The following is a 20,486-nucleotide window of genomic DNA, read 5'->3' on the forward strand; positions in this document are numbered from 1 at the left end:
CTTCTTCCGGCCTTACGTCATCCAGCTAGGTCATCGCAGCGCGGCGAGAACGTGCCGCCGCACCTCGCCCCGCTGGTCCTCGTCCACGAGAGGCCTGCCGGCCCGATCGACGACGTAGAAGACGTCCACGGCCTCCGCGCCGAGAGTCTCCACTCTGGCCGCTCTCACGTCAAGGCCGCATTCGCCGAAGGCCCGCCCGATGCGCCACAGAAGCCCCGGGCGGTCGTGCGCCCTCACCTCCACCACCGTCGCCGTACTGGACGCGTCGTCCACCAGCGAGACCTTCGGCGGCGCCACCGGAACGCGGGGCGGCCGCAGGGCGCGGGCCCGGCGGGCGAGCCGCTGCTCGATGTCGAGGCGGCCCGCGAGCACCAGGCGCAGGTCGGCCTCCAGCGTCGCGGGATCGGGCGGCGAGCCGTACTCCGGGACGACGGCGAACTCGATCACGGCGGTCGAGCCGGCCGACGCCGACGCCGCCGACCTGACGACGAGCCGGTGCGCGGCCAGCACCCCCGCGGCGTGCCACAACAGCCCCGGCCGGTCGGGCGCGACCACGGTCACCGCGCCGCCGTGGACCCGGACGGCGCCTCCTCCGTGCCTGGCCAGCGCGGCCTGCTCGGGAGACAGGACCGGAGCGGGCGCGGGCGGCGCCCCCGAGAGGACCGACTTCACCCGGCGCACCAGATCGGAGACCAGGGACGCCTTCCAGGAGTTCCAGGCGGCCGGTCCCGTGGCGTTCCCGTCGGCCACCGCGAGCGCGGCGAGGAGTTCCAGCACCTCGCGCGACCCCACGGCCTCGGCGACCCGGGAGATGGTCACCGGGTCGTCCAGGTCGCGGCGGGTCGCCGTCTCGGGCAGCAGGAGGTGGTGGCGGACGACCCGGGCCAGGATGTCCACGTCGGCGGGCGGCAGGCCGATCCTGGCGCCGATGTCCCTGGCGACGACCTCGCCCGTCACCGAGTGGTCGCCCGGCCAGCCCTTGCCGACGTCGTGCAGCAGGGCGGAGATGAGCAACAGGTCGGGACGCGAGACGTCGCGCGTGTACGCGGCGGCGCCGGCCGCCGTCTCGATCAGATGCCGGTCGACGGTGTACCTGTGCACCGGGTTGCGCTGCGGGCGGTGCCGTACCCGCTCCCAGTCGGGGATGAGACGGACGAGGACGCCCGCCTGGTCCAGCTCCTCCCAGACCGGTACGGCGGCGCGCCCGGCACCCAGGAGGGAGACGAGGGCGTCCCTGGCCTCCTCCGGCCACGGCACGGGAAGCGGGGGCGACTGGGCGGCCAGCGTGGACACCGTCGCGGGCGCCATCGGCAGCCCGGCCTCGGCCGCCGCGGCGGCGACGCGGAGCACGAGCACCGGATCGTTGCGGGGGGAGACGCCTCGGGCGAGCACCACCTCGCCGCCGTGCTCGACGACCCCGTCGGCGAGCGGCCGTCTGCCGCGCGGGGCGGGACCGGTCAGCAGCCGGTCCACGGTGCGCCAGGTCGAGTCGAACGCGTGGGAGACGGTGCGTCCCGCCTCGGCCAGGCGGCGCATCAGCGCCTCGGCGTCCAGCAGTCCGAGGCTGCCCGCGACCGCGTCCTGCTCCTGCAGCACGAGCCGGTCCGCGCCGCGCGCGGTGACCAGGTGCAGCCCGTGCCGGATGTCCAGCAGCAGCTCGTACGCCTCGCGGACGCGCGGGCCGGGGGCCGAGGCGACCCAGGCGGCGGCCACGGCCTGCATCGCCTGGACGTCCCTGAGCCCGCCGCGCGAGTCGCGCAGGTCGGGTTCGAGCAGGAAGGCCAGCTCTCCGCTCGTGCCGGCCCGCTGGTCGGCCGCGTCCCTGAGCTCGGCGAGCCTGCGCCGCGACTCCGCGCGCCAGTCGGCGAGCACGGTCTCGCGCACCGCCCGGGTCAGCTCGGCGTCGCCCGCGACGTGCCTGGCCTGGATCAGGCCGAGAACCGCCTTGAGGTCCTCGCGGGCCACCTTGGCGGCCTCGTCGATCGTGCGGACCGAGTGGTCGAGCCCGACGCCGGAGTCCCAGATGGGATACCAGACGCGGTCGGCGATCCGGCCCACGTCCTCCCGGCCGTTGTGCAGCAGCACCAGGTCGAGGTCGCTGCCCGGGGCGAGCTCGCCCCGCCCCAGGCTGCCGACCGCGACGAGCGCGACACCGCCGAATCCGTTCCGGTCGGCGGAGCCGCGCTCCTCCGGGAGCCCGCTCCTGGTTCCCGGCCCGTTCCGCCCTTCCCGGGCGTACGGCTGCGTGCAGGCCGTACGGAACAGATCGGTGAGCCACCTGTCGATGTCCGCCGCGCGCTCCTTGCGGGCCGCGGCGAACGAGCGAGCATCCCCTCTCATCATGCGATTACAGGGCCTCCGGCCCGCGCTCGCCGGTGCGAACGCGGATCACCGTGTCCACCGGGACGGACCACACCTTGCCGTCGCCGATCTTGCCGGTCTGGGCGGCCTTGACGATGACGTCGATGACGTCGTCGGCGTCGTCCTCCTCGGCGAGCACCTCGACCCGGACCTTGGGGACCAGGTCCACCTGGTACTCGGCGCCGCGGTACACCTCGGTGTGCCCGCGCTGGCGACCGTAGCCGCTGGCCTCGCTGACCGTCATGCCCTTGATGCCGAACTGCTCCAGCGCCGCCTTGACGTCGTCGAGCTTGAAGGGCTTGATCACTGCCGTGATGAGTCTCATGCGTCCACCTTCTTGGCCTCGGCCGGGACCGCCGGCCCGTTGAGGGAGGCTACGCCGGAGGCGTGGATGGTGCCGAGGTCGTAACCGGTCTCGGCGTGGGTCGTGATGTCGATGCCGGTGACCTCCTCCTCCTGCGTGATCCGGAAGCCCATCGTCTTGTCGATGATCTTGCCGATGATCCACGCCATGGCGAAGGAGTAGAGGCCGACGACCACCGGGCCGAGCGCCTGGACGCCCAGCTGGGAGAGCGGGCCGCCGTACAGCAGGCCCTTCTCCTGACCGTCGGCGAACGGGTAGCGGGCGATGATGCCGAGGGCGACCGCGCCGATCGCGCCGCCGACCAGGTGCACGCCGACCACGTCGAGCGAGTCGTCGAAGCCGAACCGGTACTTCAGGCCCACCGCGTACGCGCAGACCGCGCCGGCGATGGCCCCGAGGACCACCGCGGCCCACGGGTCGATGAAGCCACAGGCCGGGGTGATGGCGACCAGACCGGCGACCGCGCCCGACGCCACGCCGAGCGTGGTGGAGTGGCCGTCGCGCAGCTTCTCGACCAGGATCCAGGCGCCCGCGGCGGCCGCCGTGGCGACCTGGGTGTTCATGAACGCCAGGCCCGCGGTGCCGTCGACGGCGAGCTCGGAGCCCGCGTTGAAGCCGAACCAGCCGAACCACAGGAGACCGACGCCGAGGAGGACCAGCGTGAGGTTGTGCGGCCGCATCGGCTCCTTGCGCCAGCCGGCTCGCTTACCGAGCACCAGCGCGAGCGCCAATCCCGCGGCACCCGCGTTCACGTGGACGACCGTGCCGCCCGCGAAGTCCTCGATGCCGAGACCGGCCAGCCAGCCGCCGCCCCAGACCCAGTGCGCGACGGGGAAGTAGACGAGGGTCGACCAGACGACGGAGAACACGACCCAGGCGCCGAACTTGGCGCGGTCCGCGATGGCGCCGCTGATCAGCGCGACGGTGATGATGGCGAAGGTCATCTGGAAGGCCGAGAACACCATGCTCGGCATCCCGCCCTCCGCCTTCGTGGCGGTGTCGATGATGCTCTGCAGGCCGAGGGCCTCGAAGCCGCCGACGAACTTGTCGATGAAGCTGTTGCCGCTACTGGTGAAGGCCAGCGAGTACCCGTAGAAAACCCATGCGATGCTGACCGTGATGATGCTGACGAACGACATCATCATCATGTTCAGGACGCTCTTCGCCCTGGTCATGCCCCCGTAGAAGAACGCGAGGCCGGGAGTCATCAACAGCACCAGCGCGGTGGCTGTGATCATCCAGGCCGTGGTGCCGGTATCGATCTTGTCCATCGAACGCGGCCCTCCTTAACATTGCCATGTGGCCGGCTATTCACGCGCTCAGTTGCGTCCGTCCAGGGCATCGTCGACCGGCTGGCGCACTGACGTTGGCCACAGCGTGTTCCTTCACCGTTTCCGGGCGGGACTCTGTGTGTTTCACGTCTGTGAAACTCGCCTTGGCGGTGTTTCGGGTGCGTTTCGGATGGCTCATACACAAGCGAAACGCGCACCGTAATCGGTGCGCGCTCGCGTTACGTCCTTCTCACGTCGACCGGCGGCTCACATCGACCGGCGGGCGGCCGCGCCGATCTCCCCGTCCTCGTCGCCGTCTCGGCGCTCTCGTCCTTGTCGCCGTCGTCCTTCTTGCCGGTGGTCCTTCTCGGCGCTCGCGTCCGTCTCGTCCGCGCGGCTCAGGCCGCCGCGCCGGCCATCTTGCGCAGGCGCAGCAGCGCGTCGCGCTCCAGCCGCCTGGCCCGGTCACGGCCGATGCCGTACCGCTCCCCCACCTCGGTGAGCGTGTGCTCACGGCCGTCCACGAGGCCGTACCGCCACCGGAGCATCTCGCGGATCTGCCCCTCCAGACCCGTCAGCCAGAGCTCCAGGCGCTCCTTCTCCAGCGTCTCCATCGCCTGCTGCTCCGGATCGGCCCAGGTCTCGTCGGCGATCATGTCGCCGAGCTCGGTCTCGTCCTCGTCACCCACACCGAGCTGCAGCGACACCGGATCGGACGCCCAGCGGCGCAGCTCCTGCACCCGCTCGATCGGCAGGTCGAGCATCTCGGCGAGGTCCGCGTCGGTCGGCTCGACGTCGTACTCGGCCAGCAGATCGCGGCGGACCCGCATCAGGCGGGTCATCTGCTCACCCGCGTGGGTGGGCAAGCGTACGGGCCGCGCCTGCTCGTGGATCGACCTGCCGACCGACTGGCGGATCCACCAGGTGGCGTAGGTGGAAAACTTGTAACCACGCCGGTAATCGAATTTCTCCACCGCGCGGACCAGGCCCAGATTTCCCTCCTGGACGAGATCGATCAACGGCATCCCCCTGCCGGAGTATTTCCGGGCCACCGCGACCACGAGCCGCAGGTTCGCCTGGATGAACTCGTCCTTCGCACGCCGCCCGGAAATCGCGAGGCGTTCCAGCTCCTCGTCCGCCGCGTCGGAAACCCTGGGCTCGGCGCGCCCGCTGTCCAACAGGTGCTCGGCGAACAGGCCGGCCTCGATCCGCTTGGCGAGATCCACCTCCTGTTCCGCGGTCAACAGGGGGACCCGCCCGATTTCGGCCAGGTAGGTCCCCAGCAGGTCCCGATCAGAGACGTGCTGGTCGTGCGTCCGATTCCCCGTCGCCATTCGATGGCACCTCGTTCCGCCGCGCCGCAGTATGTCCGAGTCGAGTCGGCCCAGACCAGGGCTTTCCCGCCGTCTTTGTCCTGACCCGATCAACGATTTCCCTGGAAGAAAGATTCCCTGAACTAATACGACTGGAGAATGGTTTTCGGCGTCCTACTCAAGGAGGAGGCGAACGCCTGGAAAGCCCCTTGATTACCCCTTCCGCGCGTTCTCAAACGACACCAACGACACGGCTTCCGTCCTTCCGGACCCGCGCCACGAGTGGCCACCCCGGGACGGGAGGCCAGGTGCCACGTACGCGCTACCTCCGGACGCCCGCGACGGCGTCGCGGAGGAGGACGCCGACGTCTCCCAGCATGTGCCGCCCGTCCTCGACCACCCGGCGGCCCCCGGAGACGACCGAATGCACGTCACCCGCCGTCGCCGCGAAGACGACGGCCTCGGCGGCCGTGCCCTTCGTCGTGCCCGCCGTACGGACCGAGTCGAGGCGCACCGAGACCAGGTCGGCCCACGCTCCGGGGACGAGCATGCCCGCGTCGGCGAAGCCGAGCGACGCGTGCCCGGCCGCGGTGGCCGCGTCGAGCAGCTCGGCGGCGCGGAAATGGCCGCGCTCGCGCGTGGCCAGCCGTTCGTCCAGCTCCACGGCGCGTGCCTCCTCGAACATGTCGATCACCGCGTGGCTGTCCGAGCCCAAAGTGATCGGCGAGCCGCCGTCCAGCAGCCTGCGCGCCCGCCCGATGCCGTCGGCGAGGTCCCGCTCGGTGGTCGGGCACATGCAGATGTGCGTGGTGGAGCCGCCGAGCAGCACGATGTCCACGTCGGACAGATGGGTCGCGTGGACGGCGGTCGAGCGCGGTCCCAGCGCCCCGTGCTCGTGCAGCAGCTGGACGGGAGTCGCCGAATACGCCTGGACGCATTCGTGGTTCTCCGCGCGCTGCTCGGAGACGTGCGCGTGGAGGGGAATCGCGTGCCGGTTGGCGAACTCCGCGACCAGGCACATCTCCTCGGGGGGCACCGCGCGGACCGAGTGGATCGCCGCGCCGACCACCACGTCCTCGGCCGTCCGCTGGGAGCGGCCGAGCAGCTCGACCCGGTGTGCCCAGCGGGTCGCGTCGCCGTCGCCGAAGCGGAGCTGGGTGCCGATCAGAGGGTGTCCGATCGCGCCCGTGAGGTAGCAGGTGTCCATCAGGGCGATCCGCAGACCGGCGTCCCTCGCCGCCTCGATGAGCGCGTGCCCCATCGCGTTCGGGTCGTCGTACGGCACGCCGCCCGGCCCGTGGTGCAGGTAGTGGAACTCGCCGACGCAGGTGACGCCGGCCAGGGACATCTCGGCGAACGTCGCCCTGGCCAGCGCGAGGTAGCGGTCGGGATCGAGCCGGGCGGCCACGGCGTACATCTGCTCGCGCCAGGTCCAGAAGGTGCCGCGCGCCGTCTGGGTATGCCCGCGCAACGCCCGGTGGAAGGCGTGCGAGTGCGCGTCGGCCAGGCCGGGCAGGGTCAGCCCGGCCAGCCGTACGGCTCCCGACGGCGGTGGGACCTCGGGCTGGATGGCGGCGATCCGCGTCCCCTCGACCCGGACGCACACGCACTCCACCACCTCGCCGGGCGGCAACCAGGCCATCTCGCACCAGTAGGTGACGCCGCCGCCGGCGAGGACACCCGCGTCGTGCCCCGCCCCCGTCGGTCTGACCGGAGCCTTCTCACTCGCCATCGCTACGCCCGGAACGCCCTTTCTCTCCGCCGCCGGCATGGCCGGCGCGGGCTTTCCGCCCCCCTGTCGGTACGACCGGATCACCACCCCCGCATGGCACGGTCGATGGCCCCCTACCCCCGAGGGCCCGGTCGGCGCATCCTCGCCCGCTTCGTACGGCACGCCTGGTGAATGGACTCATTCACCAGGGAGTCGGGATCAGCTCGGGAGGGACGCCGACGGACGGATCGTGATCTCGGTGATCTGGGCGTCCGCGGTGACGGTCACCGCGGCGAGCACCGCCTTCGCGACCGAGTCCACGTTGAGGTACTTGCCGGGTTCGTAGTCGCCGCCCTCCTGCGCCCGGACACCCCTCTGCATGTCGGTGTCGGTCCGCCCGGGATAGATCGTGGTGACGCGCACGCCGTGGGAATGCTCCTCCAGGCGGAGCGCGTCGGCGAAGGCCCGCAAGGCGAGCTTGCTCGCGGCGTACGCGCCCCAGCCGGCGTTCACCCGCTGCCCGGCGGTGGAGTTGATCAGTACGACCTGTCCTGCGGCCGCGCGCAGCGCGGGCAGCAGCAGCCGGGTCAGCTCGGTCACCGCGAACAGGTTGACCTCGAACGTCCGCCGCCACTCCGCCGCGGGAGTCTCCGCGACATCGCCGAGCCGTACGGTCCCGGCGCTGTGGACGAGCAGGTCGAGCCGGTCGACGCCCTCGACGTCCGCGGCGGTGACCGCGGTCAGTTCGACCGGCCAGGGCCGCGCGCCGGGCAGTCCGGCGCACACGGAGTCGAGCGCGGCGCGGTCGCGCCCGCCGAGCAACAGGTCATGCGTGGGGGCGAGGGCCCGCGCGACGGCCGCACCGACCCCGCGAGACGCTCCTGTCACCAGCGCCACAGGTCTTTCGGACACTCGCCCACCATATTGATTCCAGGCGGGCCACGGCGAACACGGGGCGATCACGCGGGTTCGGGCGGGCGTGTTCATCCACCCCTCGACGCCGCGAGCACCTCAGCGTTCGGGGCGGAAGGTGCCGGGGCCGGGACGCTCCAAGGTCAGCGCGTAGACATCGCGCGGATAGCGGTGGTCGTCGGGCCGGACGCGGACCTCGGTCGCGTCGGCTTCGAGTATCACGCAGCGATACCACTCGCCGCCCTCCAGGAAGAGCCACCGGTCGGCGAGCCGGTCGAGCCCGTCCCGCCGCACCCGCTCCTCGGCCTCCTCGTACGGCCCGGCCTCGGCGAGCGGATAGCCGAACACGGTCAGGGCCTGCCACGCGCCGCCCACCGGCCCCACATAGCCGAGCAGCGCGCCGTCCTCGTCACGGTGAATCGCGTCCATGATTGACGATGATACTCAAGTTTGTATAAAAATTTGAGTATGTCGTCGACGCGAGTTCTGATCCTCGGAGTGCTGCTTGACGGACCCATGCACGGCTACGAGGTACGGCGCCGCCTTGAGCTGTGGGGCGCCGATCACTGGGCCAACGTGGCCTTCGGCTCGATCTACCACGGGCTCGCCAAGATGGCCGACGAGGGTCTGCTGACGATCGTCGACAAGGGTCGCGGCGGCAAGACCGTCTACGAGATCACCGACGACGGGCGGCTGGAGTTCCAGCGGCACCTGCTGAGTCACTGGCGGGAGATCAAGCCGATCGTCGACCCGTTCCAGGTCGCGCTGACCTTCATGGACCGGCTCTCCCCCACGGACCTGGCCAACGCCATGGAGGCCCGCATCGCCCAGTTGCGCATGTCGATCGAGATGACGGAACGGGCGATCGGCGGCAAGGCCGGATACGGCGCGGCCCGGCACATCGACGAGTGCCTCCGGCTCAACATCCGCCATCTACGCGCCCAGCTCGAATGGGCGGAGGAGGCGCTAGGGAAGGTCAGGAACGGCGAGCTTCCCTAGCGAGGTCGGGTCCGGCGGACCAGGCCTGCCGCCTTCCACGATGGCCCTTCTCAAGAACGTCCAACGGAATGAGTCGGCCTTGTGATCACGTCTGCGCGCTGAGGGCTCGTGCGACCGTAAGACTGTCTTCGTAGATGTGATAGCGGGTGACGAGCCCGTCCTCGACGGTGAGATGCAGCGCGAACGGGGAGGTGTATGCCGTGCCGCCGGCCCGTACCGTCTGCGCGATCTCTCCCAGCACGACGGCGTGCGTCCCGTCGACCAGGATCCGCGTCACTGACGTGCGGTTCAGCTCGGGCGGGTGATGGGCCTCCAGCGACCGGAAATGGTCTGCCACATCCGTCCGGCTGGACCGAGGTCGGATCCAAGGCACCGCTGGATGCCCCTCAGCTGGCCAGGAGAGCTGCCAGTCGATCGGCTCGGCGAACAACTCCGCCGTACGGTCATGATCACCCTCGGCCATCCGGCGCAGCAGCTCGTCCACAACATGACGGGTATCACTACTCATGCCGCAACTCTCTCGGGTTAAGGCACGATACGTCGATTACCACCGAGGTAAGGCAGAACCCGCCAAGGTACGGACGAGGCGGATCACCTCATTCCGTTAGGTGCCCTGAGGCGAGTCAGCTACCGGCGTTGCTCGGCGGTCAGCAGTCGGCGGTCGGCGGTCGGCGGCGTTGCGAACACGTCGTGTCCTTCCGTCGCCGGCGAGCAGGGCCGCGCGGACCGAACGGACCGCGCGTCGCGTCAGGGGTGGAAGACGCCGGTCTGGTCGGTCATCCGCTCGTACTCGTCGAGCCGCGCCTGGGTGCGCAGCGGCGCCGCGTCCGCCATCGCCTCCACGAGCACCATCGTCAGCGCCATCGGCGCCATGTGCGAGTCGAACACGAGCCGCTCCCCGACCGGCGCGTCCATCACGACGTCGGCGGGGAAGGGCACGTCGCATCGATCGGTGATCACCGCCGTGTTCAAGCCGAGTTCCTTGGCCTGCTCCAACGCGCGTACGGCCTCCGCCGGATACCTGGGCAGGATGACGGCGAGCAGCCACCCCGCTCCCGCCCTCCGCGCGGCGTAGAGCCCCTCGGTCAGTTCGGATCCGCCGTGGACGAGCAACCGCACGTCGGGATGGATCCGCCTGGCGTAGTAGGCGAACGTCGTGGCGAGGCCGCTCGACACCCGCAGGCCGAGGACCGGCAGCGGCTCCGACGCGGCGAGAGCCGTACCGAGCTCGCGGAGCGGTCCGGCCAGACCGGCGGCCCGGCCGTCGTCGGCCAGCCGGTCGCGGATCATGGTCAGGTTGCGTATATCGCCGTCGACGGCGTCACACAGCACTCGGTCGGGCTCGGGACGGCCGGGCTCCGCGCCGTCCGCCCCGTTTCCGCCGACGACCAGGGGACGCAGCGCGTGTCTCAGGTCGAGATACCCCGAGAAGCCCAGGGCCATCGCGAAGCGTGTCACGGACGGCTGGCTGACTCCGGCGCGTTCGGCCAGTTCGACGCTGGACAGGAAGATCGCCTCGTCGAGGTGCCCTTTCAGATAGTGGGCGATCCGGCGTTGAACGGGCGACAGCCGCCGGCCCTCCAGGAGCCGATCAAGTCCACCACTCACGCTGTGCCCAACGCGGAATCCCCCTCCTGCTCATCCCCATGATCGGAAACGGGCGCCGCGCGCGGGGCGGAGGCGGCGGGGCACCCCATGCCGAGGCAGGGATGCCCCGCCCAAGGCCGAGTTCCAGGACGCACCGCACGCGCTCAACCCGGAGCCGGCCATGGCGAAGGAGAGGTTCCGCACTGCCGGATCTTCCCGGTCCATTGGCGGGCCAGCGGGTCAGCGCGGTAAAGGGTCCGTACGACTTCCGCATCGCCGCAGGTCACCGGACGCGCAGTCAACCAGTGACACCATTTCCCGCTGTCATCTCATTCCGTCAGGATGCCGCCCATCGCCTTCTCCGGCGGGCGCGACGCCCCGCGGCGTACGGAACGACGGAGCTCAGGACGCGACGAGGAACTGCGTGGCGGCCAGCTCCCGGTAGAGGTCGTCCGCCTCGACGAGCTCCTCATGCGTGCCGGAGGCCCGGACCCTGCCCGCCTCCATGACGATGATGCGGTCGGCGCCGGTGACCGTGGACAGGCGGTGCGCGATCACCAGGACCGTGGTCTCGCGCGCGACCTCGGCGACCACCTCGCGCAGCCGCAGCTCGTTGACGGCGTCCAGCTGGGAGGTCGCCTCGTCCAGGAGCAGGAGACGCGGCCTGCGGAGCAGCGCCCTGGCGATGGCGACCCGCTGGCGTTCGCCGCCGGAGAGCAGCACGCCACGATGACCGACCGGGGTCGCGAGCCCCTGGGGCAGCCGCTCGACCAGGTCGTCCAGCCGGGTCCTGGCCAGCGCGTGCGCGATCTCCTCGTCGGTCACGCCGGGGGCGGCGAAGGTGAGGTTCTCGCGGAGCGTCCCGGCGAGGATCGGCGCGTCCTGCTCCACGTACCCGAGCGAGGACCGCAGCTCGTCCAGCGGCCAGTCGCGGATGTTCCTGCCGCCGACGGCGATGGTCCCCGAGTCCGGCTCGTAGAACCGCTCGACCAGGCCGAACACCGTGGACTTGCCCGCTCCCGAAGGGCCGACGAGCGCGGTCATCCCGCCCGCGGGGACCTCGAAGCTCACCCCCTCGTGGACCACCGGCCGGTCGTCGCCGTACCGGAAGGCGACGTCGGTGAAGGTGACCCCGACCGGCGCGCCGCCGCCTGTGACCGCGGAGACGGGCGGCTCGGCGGGCAGCTGGGCGATCTCCTGGATGCGGGTCACCGCGGCGAGGCCGTTCTGCATCTGGGTCAGGCTCTGGACGAGCTGCCCGATGGGCGAGACCAGGTAGAACAGGTACAGCAGGAACGCGATCAGCGCCGATATCTCCATCGCCCCGTTCGCCACCCGCGCGCCGCCCACGCCGAGCACCGCGAGGAACGCGAGCTGCACCGACATCCACGCGCTGATTCCCGCGGCGGAGGTCCACGCGGCGGCCGCGACGCCCCGGTCGCGCGCCTCGGTGGCGGCGGTGGTCACCGCGGTGATCTCGCGGGTCTCCGCCCCGCTGGCCTTGACCGTACGGAACGCTTGGAGCGCCCGGTCGAGCGTCGAGCTCATCTCGCCGAGCGCCACCTGGGCCTGGAGGGACGACCGCCTGATCTTCGGCGCGATCGAGACGCCCGCGAGACCCACCAGGGCCACGACGCCGAGCGTCACCAGGAGGAGCACCCCGTCCATGATCGCCATCATCACGACGGCGCCGAGGAACATGAAGACCGACCCGACCGCGCCGGCCAGGGCGTCGGTGCACACGGCCCGCAGGAGGGTGGTGTCGGAGCTGACCCTGGAGAGCAGGTCTCCCGGCTTGAGCCGGTCCACGTCCGGCACCCGGAGGCGCAGGATGCGGTCGACGAGGTTCGTCCGGGACGCGAGCACGATGCCCTCACCCATGCGTTCGAGCAGGAACCGTCCGCCGGCGGACACCACCGCGCCCACCAGCACCGCCACGGACAGGCCGAGAACGGGGCCCACAAGATCCTGTCCCTGCCCGAAGGCGTCGATCACCGTCTTCGCGAGCAGCGGCATCGCGAGGCCGGCGAGACTGCCGAGGAGGCTGAGCGCCCCGCCGAGCAGCAGGGCTCGCCTGTGGGGACGGATCTGGTCGATCAGTAATCGCCAGGCCCCCCGCTCGGTCATGCCGGTCATCCCCGTTACTCGCACCCGCCCCCGAACAGCCTCCTGCCGCCGAACTTCTTGTGCACTGCCTGTTTGCTGACCCCCAGGGCCTGCGCTATCTGCACCCACGACATCCCCTGCACACGGGCTCGCCGTACCTGCACGGCGGCCAGCCGATCGACCTGCCGGCGCAGCTCGGCGGCGGCCCGTAGCGCGCGCAGCGGATCGTCCCCCTCGGCTTCGGTCACCAGAGCCACGAGTTCTCCGTTCATGGAGTCAACTTATGTTGACCGGCATCCCGGGTCAATCTACGTTGACCGCGCGGCGGAGTCAACACTGGTTGACGCGAAAGCGGCGGCGAGACCGAGCCGGAGAGGACCGCCCGCCGGCCGGGAAGCGCCGTCGCATCTAGCCCGTGCGGTAGGCGCGGAAGGCGGGCACGGACAGGCCCACGATGATGACGGCGACGGCACAGAGCACACCGCCTCCCACCCAGGCGGGCACCAGGCCGACTGCCGCGGCGGTCGCCCCCGCCCTCATGTCACCGAGCCGCGGCCCGCCCGCGACCACGACGTAGAAGACGCCCTGCAGGCGGCCGCGCATCTCGTCCGGCGCGTACGTCTGGAGGATGGTCTGCCGCCACACCGCCGAGACCAGGTCGGCGAAACCGCCCGCCGCGAGCAGCGCGACGACCAGCCACAGCTGCTGGGCCAGACCGGCGGCGGCCACCGTGAGACCCCACAGCGCGATGACGAAGGTCAGGGCCACGCCCTGCCGGCGGACCCGGCCCACCCAGCCGGAGAACAGGCCTCCGACGACCGCCCCGAGCGCCACGCTCGCCGACAGCCAGCCGAACGCCATCTCCGAGCCCCCGAAGCGCGTCGCGGCGAGCTCGGGATAGAGCGCGCGGGGCAGCGCGAAGGCCATGGCGATGATGTCCACGACGAACGACATCAGCACGACCGGGTTGCCCATGATGTACCGCAGGCCGTCCACCACCGCGCGCACACCCGGCGCGGTGGACTCGCCCAGCGGTTCGAGCCGCGGCAGCCGTGCCGCCGCGTAGAGGGTGGCGCCGAACAGGAGCGCGTCGATGAGGTAGGCCATGCCGGCTCCGCCCCGGGCGAGCACGAAACCGCCGAGCAGCGGCCCGAGCACGGAGGCGAGGCTGCCCAGGGTGTAGTTCAGCGTGTTGGCCGACGGCACCAGCTCGGCGGGCACCAGCCTCGGGATGATCGCGACCCGGGTGGGCGAGGCCACCGCCACGCCGATGGACTGCACGGCGACGGCCGCCATCAGCAGCCACACGTTCGACAGGAAGAACGCGTTGAAGAGCAGCACCAGCGTGGCCGCCCAGCTGATGAGAGAGCAGACGAGCAACAGCTTGCGGCGGTCCACCGCGTCGGCGATCGCGCCTCCCCACAGCCCGAACACGACCAGCGGCACCAGCGCCACCGGACCGAGCATCCCGACCCACAACGACGACTTGGTGAGCGCGTAGACCTGGGCGCTGACCGCGACCGCGGTGAGCTGGAACCCGATGAACGAGAGGGCCTGGCCGAACAGCAGGCGGCGGAAGTGGGGGATCGCCAGCGGCCTCGTGTCCAGAAAATGCCGACGCATGAACCCCTGGACACCCACCGCTTGGTCACTCACGATCGTTCACCATCCCATGCCCCCGAAATCGCAAAGCGTGCGGGTGGCGGCAAAACATGCGTACGACGGCGGAGGCGGACGACCGGGCCTTCACGTCCCCGGCACGGCGTTGCCGCCGTTACGGGCGTATGGGTCAGGGTGCGGTGTCGTCGCCGGGCGGCAGAGTGGGGATGTCGGCCGGGTAGAGCGCGAGCAGGAGCCCGTACGGCTCGGAGTCGGGGCGGCCGGCGGGGCCGAAGACGGGCACGAGGTCGCGTAGGCGGTCGGCGAGGGCGCCGGCTTCCTCAGGGGTGAGCCAGATGTGGTTCAGCACGGTGTGCTCCGCCTGGCCGGGGCGGGCAGGTCGCATCTCGTCCAGGGCGGCCCGCACGAGGAAGGCGGCGCCGGCCGGGGCCTCTTCGTGCACTCTGAAGCCCCGGTTGACCAGGGCGAGGGTCTGTTCGGTGCCGCCTCGCACGTGGCGGGTGCCCGCGAGGTGGACGATGCCGGCCCCGCGCAGGACGCGGAGGTGGTAGGCGACGGTTCCCTTGGCCGCCCCGAGTGCCTCGGCGAGCTCTCCCAGCGTGGCCGGGCGCTGGCGCAACAGGTTGACGATGCGATGGCGTACGGGGTGGCCGAGCGCCTTGAACTGCTCAGGGGCATGCAGCACGAGCACGTCGGGGTCTTCGGGAGCCCGCTCCCCCACTGCCGGCCGGTCGTCCACGGCAGAAGTGTCGATGATTCTCGACGCTTTGACAAACGGAAAGTCGGGTCGGGACAATCGCCCACGAAGCGTTCATTTTTCCCGACGCTTTCTGCTCGATCTGGAGGTATGCAGATGCCGTACTCGACGGCGTACGTCGTGGCCGACCGTCCCGAGCGCTACGTGAAGCAGCTGGTCTCGCACATGGGTCACAAGGCCGAGGCCGTCCTCGGGAGCGACGGCCGCGGTGTGATCGATCTTCGTGCGGGCCGCTGCGTGCTGCGTCCCTCCGGGGGCGGTCTGGAGCTGATTGCCACCGCGGCCGACGAGGAGGCCCTGGCCGGGGTGCGGGACGTCGTCACCCGCCACTTGCTGCGCTTCGCCACGCAGGAGGAGCTCCGTGTCGACTGGACGCCGACCGCGGCGGGCGACGCGATGCGCGTCCTCGATCCCGTCGTGGACGACTACCTGCTGACGCACTGCACTCCGGCCGACGAGGTGCTGACGGATCTGGCCGCCACGACGCGGGAGGCGACCGGCGACGTCGCGGGCATGCAGGTGTCGCACGACGAGGGCGCCCTGCTGACCATGCTCGTACGGATGTCGGGCGCCCGCAGGGCCGTCGAGGTGGGGGTGTTCACCGGCTACTCCTCGATCTGCATCGCGCGGGGGCTTCCGGCGGACGGGCGCCTGCTGGCCTGTGACGTCAGCACCGAGTGGACCTCGATTGCCAGGGCCCACTGGGAGCGCGCGGGCGTGGCCGACCGGATCGACCTGCGGATCGGGCCGGCGCTGGAGACGCTGCGGGCGCTCCCCGCCGAGCCGGTCTTCGACTTCGCGTTCATCGACGCGGACAAGACGGGCTATCCCGGGTACTACGACGAGATCGTCCCGCGGCTGGCTCCCGGCGGCCTGATCGTGATCGACAACGTGTTCCTGGGCGGGCGGGTGTTCGACCCGGCCTTCCAGGGGGAGGCGCACCGGGCCGTGCGCCGCCTGAACGAGACGGTCGTACGGGACGAACGGGTCGAGTCCGTGATGCTGCCGGTGCGGGATGGCGTGACGATCGTGCGCCGGGTGGTGTGAACTCACAGCGAGTCTCCCCGCGGCTCGGGCGGCCCCCTGTCGTGCGGTGCCCGCACCTGCAGCCCCACCGCGTTGTCCGGGGCTCAGCCCCGGCGATCGCGTCGCCGGGTCACGGCCGGGAGGTCGAGGCCGCGGGACCGCCGGCGCGGGGAGGCGGTGCGGCGCACGTCAGGGCTCTGTGAGCGAGCATGGGATGATCACAACCGCCCATGCTTCCTTCCGCTGAGGCCGTTATGGACATCCCCCTCACCCTGACCCTCTCGTTCGGCATCCTCGTGATGATCATCGCGCTGGCCGTCTCGGCCAGACGGCTCCTTGGCGTCAGGTTCGGCGCCATCCGCACCGCTCTGGCCGCGATCATGGCGTTCGCCCTGGCCGAGCCGCTGCTGTCGCCCGTCCTGATGTCGTTCAAGAGCACCGACATGCAGAAAGACCCCGGCCTCGGCCCACTTTGGGTGCTCGTGCTCGTGGTCATGTGCATCGTGCTGATCCCCATGGTCATCCTGGTGGTCGCCGAGGCGCTCGTGCCGCCGGGATCCATCCCCGGGCCGATCGAGTTCGCCCGCTCGCTCCGCGGCCGGATCTCCAGAGCCCGCCGTTACTCCCAGATCACCCGCATCGCCTTCCGGCACGGCCTCGGGCCGTACCTGCGCGGCCGCGGCGACCGTCTCGAAGACCGGGGCGGCAGGGTACGGCTCGCGCGGGCGCTGCGCGGCGCCCTCGACGACGGCGGCGTCACCTTCGTGAAGCTCGGCCAGGTGTTGTCCACCCGCCGGGACCTGCTGCCCACCGAATTCGTCGACGAGCTCGGCAAGCTCCAGGACCACGTCGCCCCAGCGCCCTGGGATCAGATCGAGCAGGTCCTCGTCGCCGAACTCGGCGGTCCCGTCGACGAGATCTTCGCCGAGTTCACCCGTCACCCGCTGGCCGCCGCCTCCATCGCCCAGGCATACACCGCCCGCCTGCACACCGGCGAGAGCGTCGTGGTCAAGGTCCAACGCCCCGCCATCCGCTCCGTCGTCGCCCGCGACCTCGACATCGTCGCCAGGCTCGCCCACACCCTGGAGACCAAGACCCGCTGGGGCCGCACACTCGGCATGCGCGACCTGGCCGAGGGCTTCGCCGTCGCCATCCGTGAAGAGCTCGACTTCAGGATCGAGGCCGGGAACATGGCCGCCGTCGCCGCCTCCGGAGGCGGCAGCGTCACCTACCCGTCCCCGTACGCCGAACTGTGCACCGAACGCGTCCTCGTCATGCAGCGCCTGACCGGTGGCCCGCTGTCCGGCGCCACCCGCGAGCAGGGGCCCGAATTGGCCCGTACGCTGCTCGACTGCCTGCTACGGCAGATCCTGCTCGAAGGGGTCTTCCACGCCGACCCGCACCCCGGCAACATCATGCTGCTCAGCGACGGCACGCTCGGCCTGCTCGACTTCGGCTCCGTCGGCCGGCTCGACAGTTCCGTACGCGCCGCCCTGCAGCGCTTCCTGACCGCGATGAACCGTCAGGACCCGCTCGGGGTCACCGACGCGCTCCTGGAGATCGTCCCCAGGCCGGAGGAGATCGACGAGGCGGCGCTGGAACGGGCGATGGGCCAGTTCATGGCCAGACATCTGGCACCGGGGACGGGAAGCCTGCTGATGTTCACCGACCTGTTCAAGATCGTCACAGAGTATGGCCTGTCCATCCCGCCCGAGGTCGCGGCCGTCTTCCGGGCGTTGGCCACTCTCGAAGGCACCCTCGTCACCCTCGCGCCCGGCTTCAACCTCATCGACGAGGCTCGTTCGTTCGCCGGCGGATATCTGGCCGAGCAACTCGACACCACGTCGGTGAAGGACGCCGTCACCCACGAGATCGCCGCCTTGCTGCCGATGTTGCGACGGCTGCCCCGGCGTATCGAGCGGATCGCCAGTGCGGCCGAGCACGGGCGCTTCTCGATGAACGTACGGTTACTCGCGGACGAACGGGATCGGCGGTTCATCACCGGCCTGCTGCATCAGGTGCTGCTGACGGTACTGGGGGCCACCGCGGGGATCATGGGCGTCGTCCTGCTGGGCACGGACGGCGGGCCTCGGGTGATGCCAGGGGTCATCAGCCTGTACGAGCTCATAGGGTTCAACCTGATCGTCATCAGCTCAATCCTGGTGCTGCGCGTCCTCATCGGGATCTTCCGCCGAGATCGGGCCTGACCGAGCCGGTGGGCGTGGGCCGCCGGAGCCGACGAAAACGCGGACGCGTACGTGGCGGCGCATCCATTCGCGGGGAGAGTGCGTGCGGGATCAGAGATTCCGTCATGAAGCGCAGGGACCCGGCACGAGATTTGATATCAATCAGTCCGAGAACCGTACAGATCGAGAAGGGGATTACTACGGTTCTCGGCGTGTCGCCAAGATCGTGGAGTTGGTGGGCGTTCGCCCTGTCGGTCTCGACGGCGGGTTGCGCGTACGCCGTGATCCTCGGAGTGACGGGCATCTCATGGGTCAGCTGGGGGTCGTGCCCGGGCAGCGACTTCTACCTGACGAGGGCGGTTCCGGTCTGGTCGGCGCTCTCCTACATCCCGTTCACCTGGCTGGCGGGACTGCCTGCGGTGGCCACGGGCCTTCTCGTGTTCCGGCTCGCCGTGCGGCGGGGGCGGCCGCAGTGGGGCCGGATCACCACGTGGATCCTGTCCACACTGCTGTTTCTCACGCACGGGGGCGCTCCCGTGGCGTTCTCCGTCGATCTGCTGATCGATCGCAGCTGCCTGGACACCTGGGGCGGGCCACCCGGTGTGCGGTACTTCGTGCTTTCGGCCGTGGCCCCACTGCTGGCCGCCGTCTGCATGCTGCTTGCTGTACGGCAGCGCCGCCAGTCACGGGGGTGCGGAATGGGCGAAATCCCGACCCCCAGGCACGAGTGATCGTGGTCGAAGGTGACCATCTCGCCGGCGCGCGTTCAGCGAGATGTCGCACCCCGCCGATCACGATCAAATAGCTCGAGCGCGTGCAGCCCACGCGCAGCCGTACGCGCGGACACGCACTCGCCCGTCGGATACGACGAAGGGCCCGCCTCTCCCCATGGAACGCCACGGAACGCCATGGAACGCCACGGAACGCCTCCGTTGGAACGCCATGGAACGCCTCCCTATTGAGAGACGCCTCAGAGAAGGGAACAGCAGCACATGTCACTCAGAAGAATCGTGATCGGGGTGGTCCTGGCCATCGTGGCACTGGCCGGTGCCACCGCCCCGGCCTCGGCCGCCGTCCAGTCCATCGCCGGCGTCCAGGAGACCCAGGAGTTCCAGGGGGACGGGGTCGGTACGACCCGGGCCGCAGCGATCACGATGGCCCGGTCCGACGCCAACGCGCAGGCCGTCGCCGCAGGGTTCCGCAGCACCCTATGCCGGACGGTCAGCTCGAGCGCCTACTTCGACGGGGACTTCTACCTGGCCACGGTCACCATCTCGTGTAGCCGCTGAGCGCAATCGAGGAGGGGACGGGCTTGACCCGTCCCCTCTCCCACCACCGGGCATGCGGGCCCGCATCCGGCGGCGAAACCACTCATCCAGATCCTTGAACACCCTGGGGGTGTCGGCCCTACGAGCGGCCCGCGATGTCAGCCCTCGCCGGGCGCACGGCTATCCCTGGCGGCGGCGGGAGTTCCGGTGCGGAGCCGGCAGGTCGTGCCGGCCGGAGACGAACTCCTGGAAAGCGATCTTCATCCGGATGGCCGGCCGCCGCCACCGCTCCTCCCGGTGTACGGCTCGCGCCATCCGCCTGGGCTTGGGCCGCCTGGCGCTTTCGGCGTAGAACCAGCGGGCCCAGGGCGAGCCGGGCCGGGCCAGCCGTACCGCGCCGACGTAGACGACCGGCGGCAGGAAGAGTCCGAGCAGACCGCTCCAGATCTTGCCCTTGAGCAGCGTGGTCACCGCGAAGAGGAGGTTCACCATGAGGAAGCCGGCCGCGAGCCATCTGCCCTCCGGCGTGCCGTCGGACTCGCCCCAGCCGAGCGGGCGCAGGCCGAACAGCAGCAGGCCCGTCGCGGCGACCGCCACGAAGACCGCGTCGACGGAGGTGCGGCCCTCCTGCGACCAGTAGACGTCCCTGACGTGCAGGATCAGGGCGAACTCGTCCAGCACGAGGGCGGACCCCACCCCGAACACCGCCGCGGTGAAGGCGTACCAGCCGGTGGAGATGCCCGACACGATCAGGCTCGCGACGCCGCCGAGCAGCATGAGGATCACGCCGAACACGACGTGATGGATGTGCATCTCACCGACGCTGACGTTGCCGAACCACCGTACCCGCGACCTGATCAGCCGGACGTTGATGCGTGTGAACACGAAGGCCACGATCAGCGCCACGAAGAAGCAGAACAGCGGCAGGCGGTGGGTCTCGACCACGCTCTCGTGAAACCAGTCAGCCATGTGGAAGTCCCCGTCCCCGCCCGTGATGCTAGCGCC

Annotated in this window: 19 protein-coding genes and 1 pseudogene; 6 read left to right on the forward strand and 14 right to left on the reverse strand. The window is 70.6% G+C overall.

Translation table 11 applies throughout. The annotated features are described in order from the left end of the window. Nucleotides 1-30: 30 nt before the first annotated feature. From IMZ11_RS05210 to IMZ11_RS05240, 7 genes are all read right to left on the reverse strand, one after another. Nucleotides 31-2,340: a [protein-PII] uridylyltransferase gene (locus tag IMZ11_RS05210; protein ID WP_255706025.1), complete on the reverse strand. Its 2,310-nt coding sequence runs from the start codon at nt 2,338-2,340 to the stop codon at nt 31-33. Between the two features lie 7 nt (nt 2,341-2,347). Next, nucleotides 2,348-2,686: a P-II family nitrogen regulator gene (locus tag IMZ11_RS05215; protein ID WP_228638011.1), complete on the reverse strand. Its 339-nt coding sequence runs from the start codon at nt 2,684-2,686 to the stop codon at nt 2,348-2,350. Continuing rightward, nucleotides 2,683-3,996, reverse strand: coding sequence for an ammonium transporter (locus IMZ11_RS05220; RefSeq protein WP_228638013.1), 1,314 nt, complete (start codon nt 3,994-3,996; stop codon nt 2,683-2,685). The genes IMZ11_RS05215 and IMZ11_RS05220 overlap by 4 nt, the downstream gene beginning before the upstream one ends. Nucleotides 3,997-4,394: 398 nt before the next feature. Then, a complete protein-coding gene (locus tag IMZ11_RS05225; RefSeq protein ID WP_228638015.1) occupies nt 4,395-5,330 on the reverse strand; it encodes an RNA polymerase sigma factor RpoD/SigA in 936 nt (311 codons plus the stop codon). Between the two features lie 301 nt (nt 5,331-5,631). Next, the gene (locus IMZ11_RS05230; protein ID WP_255706026.1) at nt 5,632-7,041 is read right to left on the reverse strand and encodes a formimidoylglutamate deiminase; all 1,410 of its coding nucleotides are present in this window, start codon (nt 7,039-7,041) and stop codon (nt 5,632-5,634) included. A 198-nt stretch (nt 7,042-7,239) separates the two neighbouring features. Beyond that, nucleotides 7,240-7,932 carry an SDR family oxidoreductase gene (locus IMZ11_RS05235; RefSeq protein WP_228638017.1) on the reverse strand — a complete coding sequence of 231 codons (693 nt, stop codon included), beginning with the start codon at nt 7,930-7,932 and terminating at the stop codon, nt 7,240-7,242. 99 nt (nt 7,933-8,031) lie between these two features. After that, on the reverse strand, nt 8,032-8,361 hold the full coding sequence (locus IMZ11_RS05240; RefSeq protein WP_228638019.1) for a hypothetical protein: 330 nt from the start codon (nt 8,359-8,361) through the stop codon (nt 8,032-8,034). Between the two features lie 39 nt (nt 8,362-8,400). On the opposite strand from IMZ11_RS05240, the gene IMZ11_RS05245 reads away from it, so the two are divergent. Beyond that, complete coding sequence (locus IMZ11_RS05245) at nt 8,401-8,931, forward strand: PadR family transcriptional regulator (RefSeq protein ID WP_228638021.1); 531 nt, start codon at nt 8,401-8,403, stop codon at nt 8,929-8,931. An 85-nt stretch (nt 8,932-9,016) separates the two neighbouring features. Here IMZ11_RS05245 and IMZ11_RS05250 read toward each other — a convergent pair whose 3' ends face one another. The 6 genes from IMZ11_RS05250 to IMZ11_RS05275 all read right to left on the reverse strand — a co-directional run bounded on the left by IMZ11_RS05250 (nt 9,017) and on the right by IMZ11_RS05275 (nt 14,983). Then, the gene (locus tag IMZ11_RS05250) at nt 9,017-9,439 is read right to left on the reverse strand and encodes a nuclear transport factor 2 family protein (RefSeq protein WP_228638023.1); all 423 of its coding nucleotides are present in this window, start codon (nt 9,437-9,439) and stop codon (nt 9,017-9,019) included. Nucleotides 9,440-9,678: 239 nt separating this feature from the next. Further along, nucleotides 9,679-10,539: a MurR/RpiR family transcriptional regulator gene (locus IMZ11_RS05255; RefSeq protein WP_228638026.1), complete on the reverse strand. Its 861-nt coding sequence runs from the start codon at nt 10,537-10,539 to the stop codon at nt 9,679-9,681. A gap of 381 nt (nt 10,540-10,920) precedes the next feature. Continuing rightward, nucleotides 10,921-12,645, reverse strand: coding sequence for an ABC transporter ATP-binding protein (locus IMZ11_RS05260; protein WP_228638028.1), 1,725 nt, complete (start codon nt 12,643-12,645; stop codon nt 10,921-10,923). Nucleotides 12,646-12,659: 14 nt separating this feature from the next. Continuing rightward, entirely contained in the window at nt 12,660-12,896 is a 237-nt protein-coding gene (locus IMZ11_RS05265; protein WP_061259032.1) for a hypothetical protein, read from the reverse strand. A 136-nt stretch (nt 12,897-13,032) separates the two neighbouring features. Next, nucleotides 13,033-14,280, reverse strand: coding sequence for an MFS transporter (locus IMZ11_RS05270; protein WP_228638030.1), 1,248 nt, complete (start codon nt 14,278-14,280; stop codon nt 13,033-13,035). Between the two features lie 133 nt (nt 14,281-14,413). Further along, on the reverse strand, nt 14,414-14,983 hold the full coding sequence (locus IMZ11_RS05275; protein ID WP_228638032.1) for a winged helix-turn-helix domain-containing protein: 570 nt from the start codon (nt 14,981-14,983) through the stop codon (nt 14,414-14,416). A gap of 114 nt (nt 14,984-15,097) precedes the next feature. Here IMZ11_RS05275 and IMZ11_RS05280 point away from each other — a divergent pair. The 5 genes and pseudogenes from IMZ11_RS05280 to IMZ11_RS05300 form a co-directional block, all read left to right on the forward strand. Next, a pseudogene (locus IMZ11_RS05280) lies at nt 15,098-15,361 on the forward strand (DUF2218 domain-containing protein); the annotation flags it as partial. Nucleotides 15,362-15,397: 36 nt separating this feature from the next. Beyond that, on the forward strand, nt 15,398-16,048 hold the full coding sequence (locus IMZ11_RS05285; protein WP_228638095.1) for an O-methyltransferase: 651 nt from the start codon (nt 15,398-15,400) through the stop codon (nt 16,046-16,048). A gap of 233 nt (nt 16,049-16,281) precedes the next feature. Beyond that, nucleotides 16,282-18,234 (forward strand): AarF/ABC1/UbiB kinase family protein, encoded by a 1,953-nt coding sequence (locus IMZ11_RS05290; protein WP_228638034.1) that lies wholly within the window; start codon nt 16,282-16,284, stop codon nt 18,232-18,234. Nucleotides 18,235-18,425: 191 nt separating this feature from the next. Then, nucleotides 18,426-18,944 (forward strand): hypothetical protein, encoded by a 519-nt coding sequence (locus tag IMZ11_RS05295; RefSeq protein ID WP_228638036.1) that lies wholly within the window; start codon nt 18,426-18,428, stop codon nt 18,942-18,944. A 261-nt stretch (nt 18,945-19,205) separates the two neighbouring features. After that, complete coding sequence (locus tag IMZ11_RS05300) at nt 19,206-19,502, forward strand: hypothetical protein (protein ID WP_228638037.1); 297 nt, start codon at nt 19,206-19,208, stop codon at nt 19,500-19,502. A gap of 159 nt (nt 19,503-19,661) precedes the next feature. Here the strand turns inward: IMZ11_RS05300 and IMZ11_RS05305 are convergent, their stop codons facing one another. Further along, nucleotides 19,662-20,450 carry a hypothetical protein gene (locus tag IMZ11_RS05305; RefSeq protein WP_228638038.1) on the reverse strand — a complete coding sequence of 263 codons (789 nt, stop codon included), beginning with the start codon at nt 20,448-20,450 and terminating at the stop codon, nt 19,662-19,664. Nucleotides 20,451-20,486: the final 36 nt, after the last annotated feature.

The organism is Microtetraspora sp. AC03309 (assembly GCF_020826795.1).
Classification (GTDB): Bacteria; Actinomycetota; Actinomycetes; order Streptosporangiales; family Streptosporangiaceae; genus Microtetraspora; species Microtetraspora glauca.

What these genes read in the sequence shown, in the direction of transcription:
- IMZ11_RS05220 (WP_228638013.1), bottom strand. Translation starts at nt 3,996, where the DNA reads ATGGACAAGATCGATACCGGCACCACGGCCTGGATGATCACAGCCACC.
- IMZ11_RS05265 (WP_061259032.1), bottom strand. Translation starts at nt 12,896, where the DNA reads ATGAACGGAGAACTCGTGGCTCTGGTGACCGAAGCCGAGGGGGACGAT.
- IMZ11_RS05250 (WP_228638023.1), bottom strand. Translation starts at nt 9,439, where the DNA reads ATGAGTAGTGATACCCGTCATGTTGTGGACGAGCTGCTGCGCCGGATG.
- IMZ11_RS05245 (WP_228638021.1), top strand. Translation starts at nt 8,401, where the DNA reads ATGTCGTCGACGCGAGTTCTGATCCTCGGAGTGCTGCTTGACGGACCC.
- IMZ11_RS05285 (WP_228638095.1), top strand. Translation starts at nt 15,398, where the DNA reads ATGCGCGTCCTCGATCCCGTCGTGGACGACTACCTGCTGACGCACTGC.
- IMZ11_RS05300 (WP_228638037.1), top strand. Translation starts at nt 19,206, where the DNA reads ATGTCACTCAGAAGAATCGTGATCGGGGTGGTCCTGGCCATCGTGGCA.
- IMZ11_RS05290 (WP_228638034.1), top strand. Translation starts at nt 16,282, where the DNA reads ATGGACATCCCCCTCACCCTGACCCTCTCGTTCGGCATCCTCGTGATG.
- IMZ11_RS05240 (WP_228638019.1), bottom strand. Translation starts at nt 8,361, where the DNA reads ATGGACGCGATTCACCGTGACGAGGACGGCGCGCTGCTCGGCTATGTG.
- IMZ11_RS05215 (WP_228638011.1), bottom strand. Translation starts at nt 2,686, where the DNA reads ATGAGACTCATCACGGCAGTGATCAAGCCCTTCAAGCTCGACGACGTC.
- IMZ11_RS05260 (WP_228638028.1), bottom strand. Translation starts at nt 12,645, where the DNA reads ATGACCGAGCGGGGGGCCTGGCGATTACTGATCGACCAGATCCGTCCC.
- IMZ11_RS05225 (WP_228638015.1), bottom strand. Translation starts at nt 5,330, where the DNA reads ATGGCGACGGGGAATCGGACGCACGACCAGCACGTCTCTGATCGGGAC.
- IMZ11_RS05305 (WP_228638038.1), bottom strand. Translation starts at nt 20,450, where the DNA reads ATGGCTGACTGGTTTCACGAGAGCGTGGTCGAGACCCACCGCCTGCCG.
- IMZ11_RS05210 (WP_255706025.1), bottom strand. Translation starts at nt 2,340, where the DNA reads ATGAGAGGGGATGCTCGCTCGTTCGCCGCGGCCCGCAAGGAGCGCGCG.
- IMZ11_RS05230 (WP_255706026.1), bottom strand. Translation starts at nt 7,041, where the DNA reads ATGGCGAGTGAGAAGGCTCCGGTCAGACCGACGGGGGCGGGGCACGAC.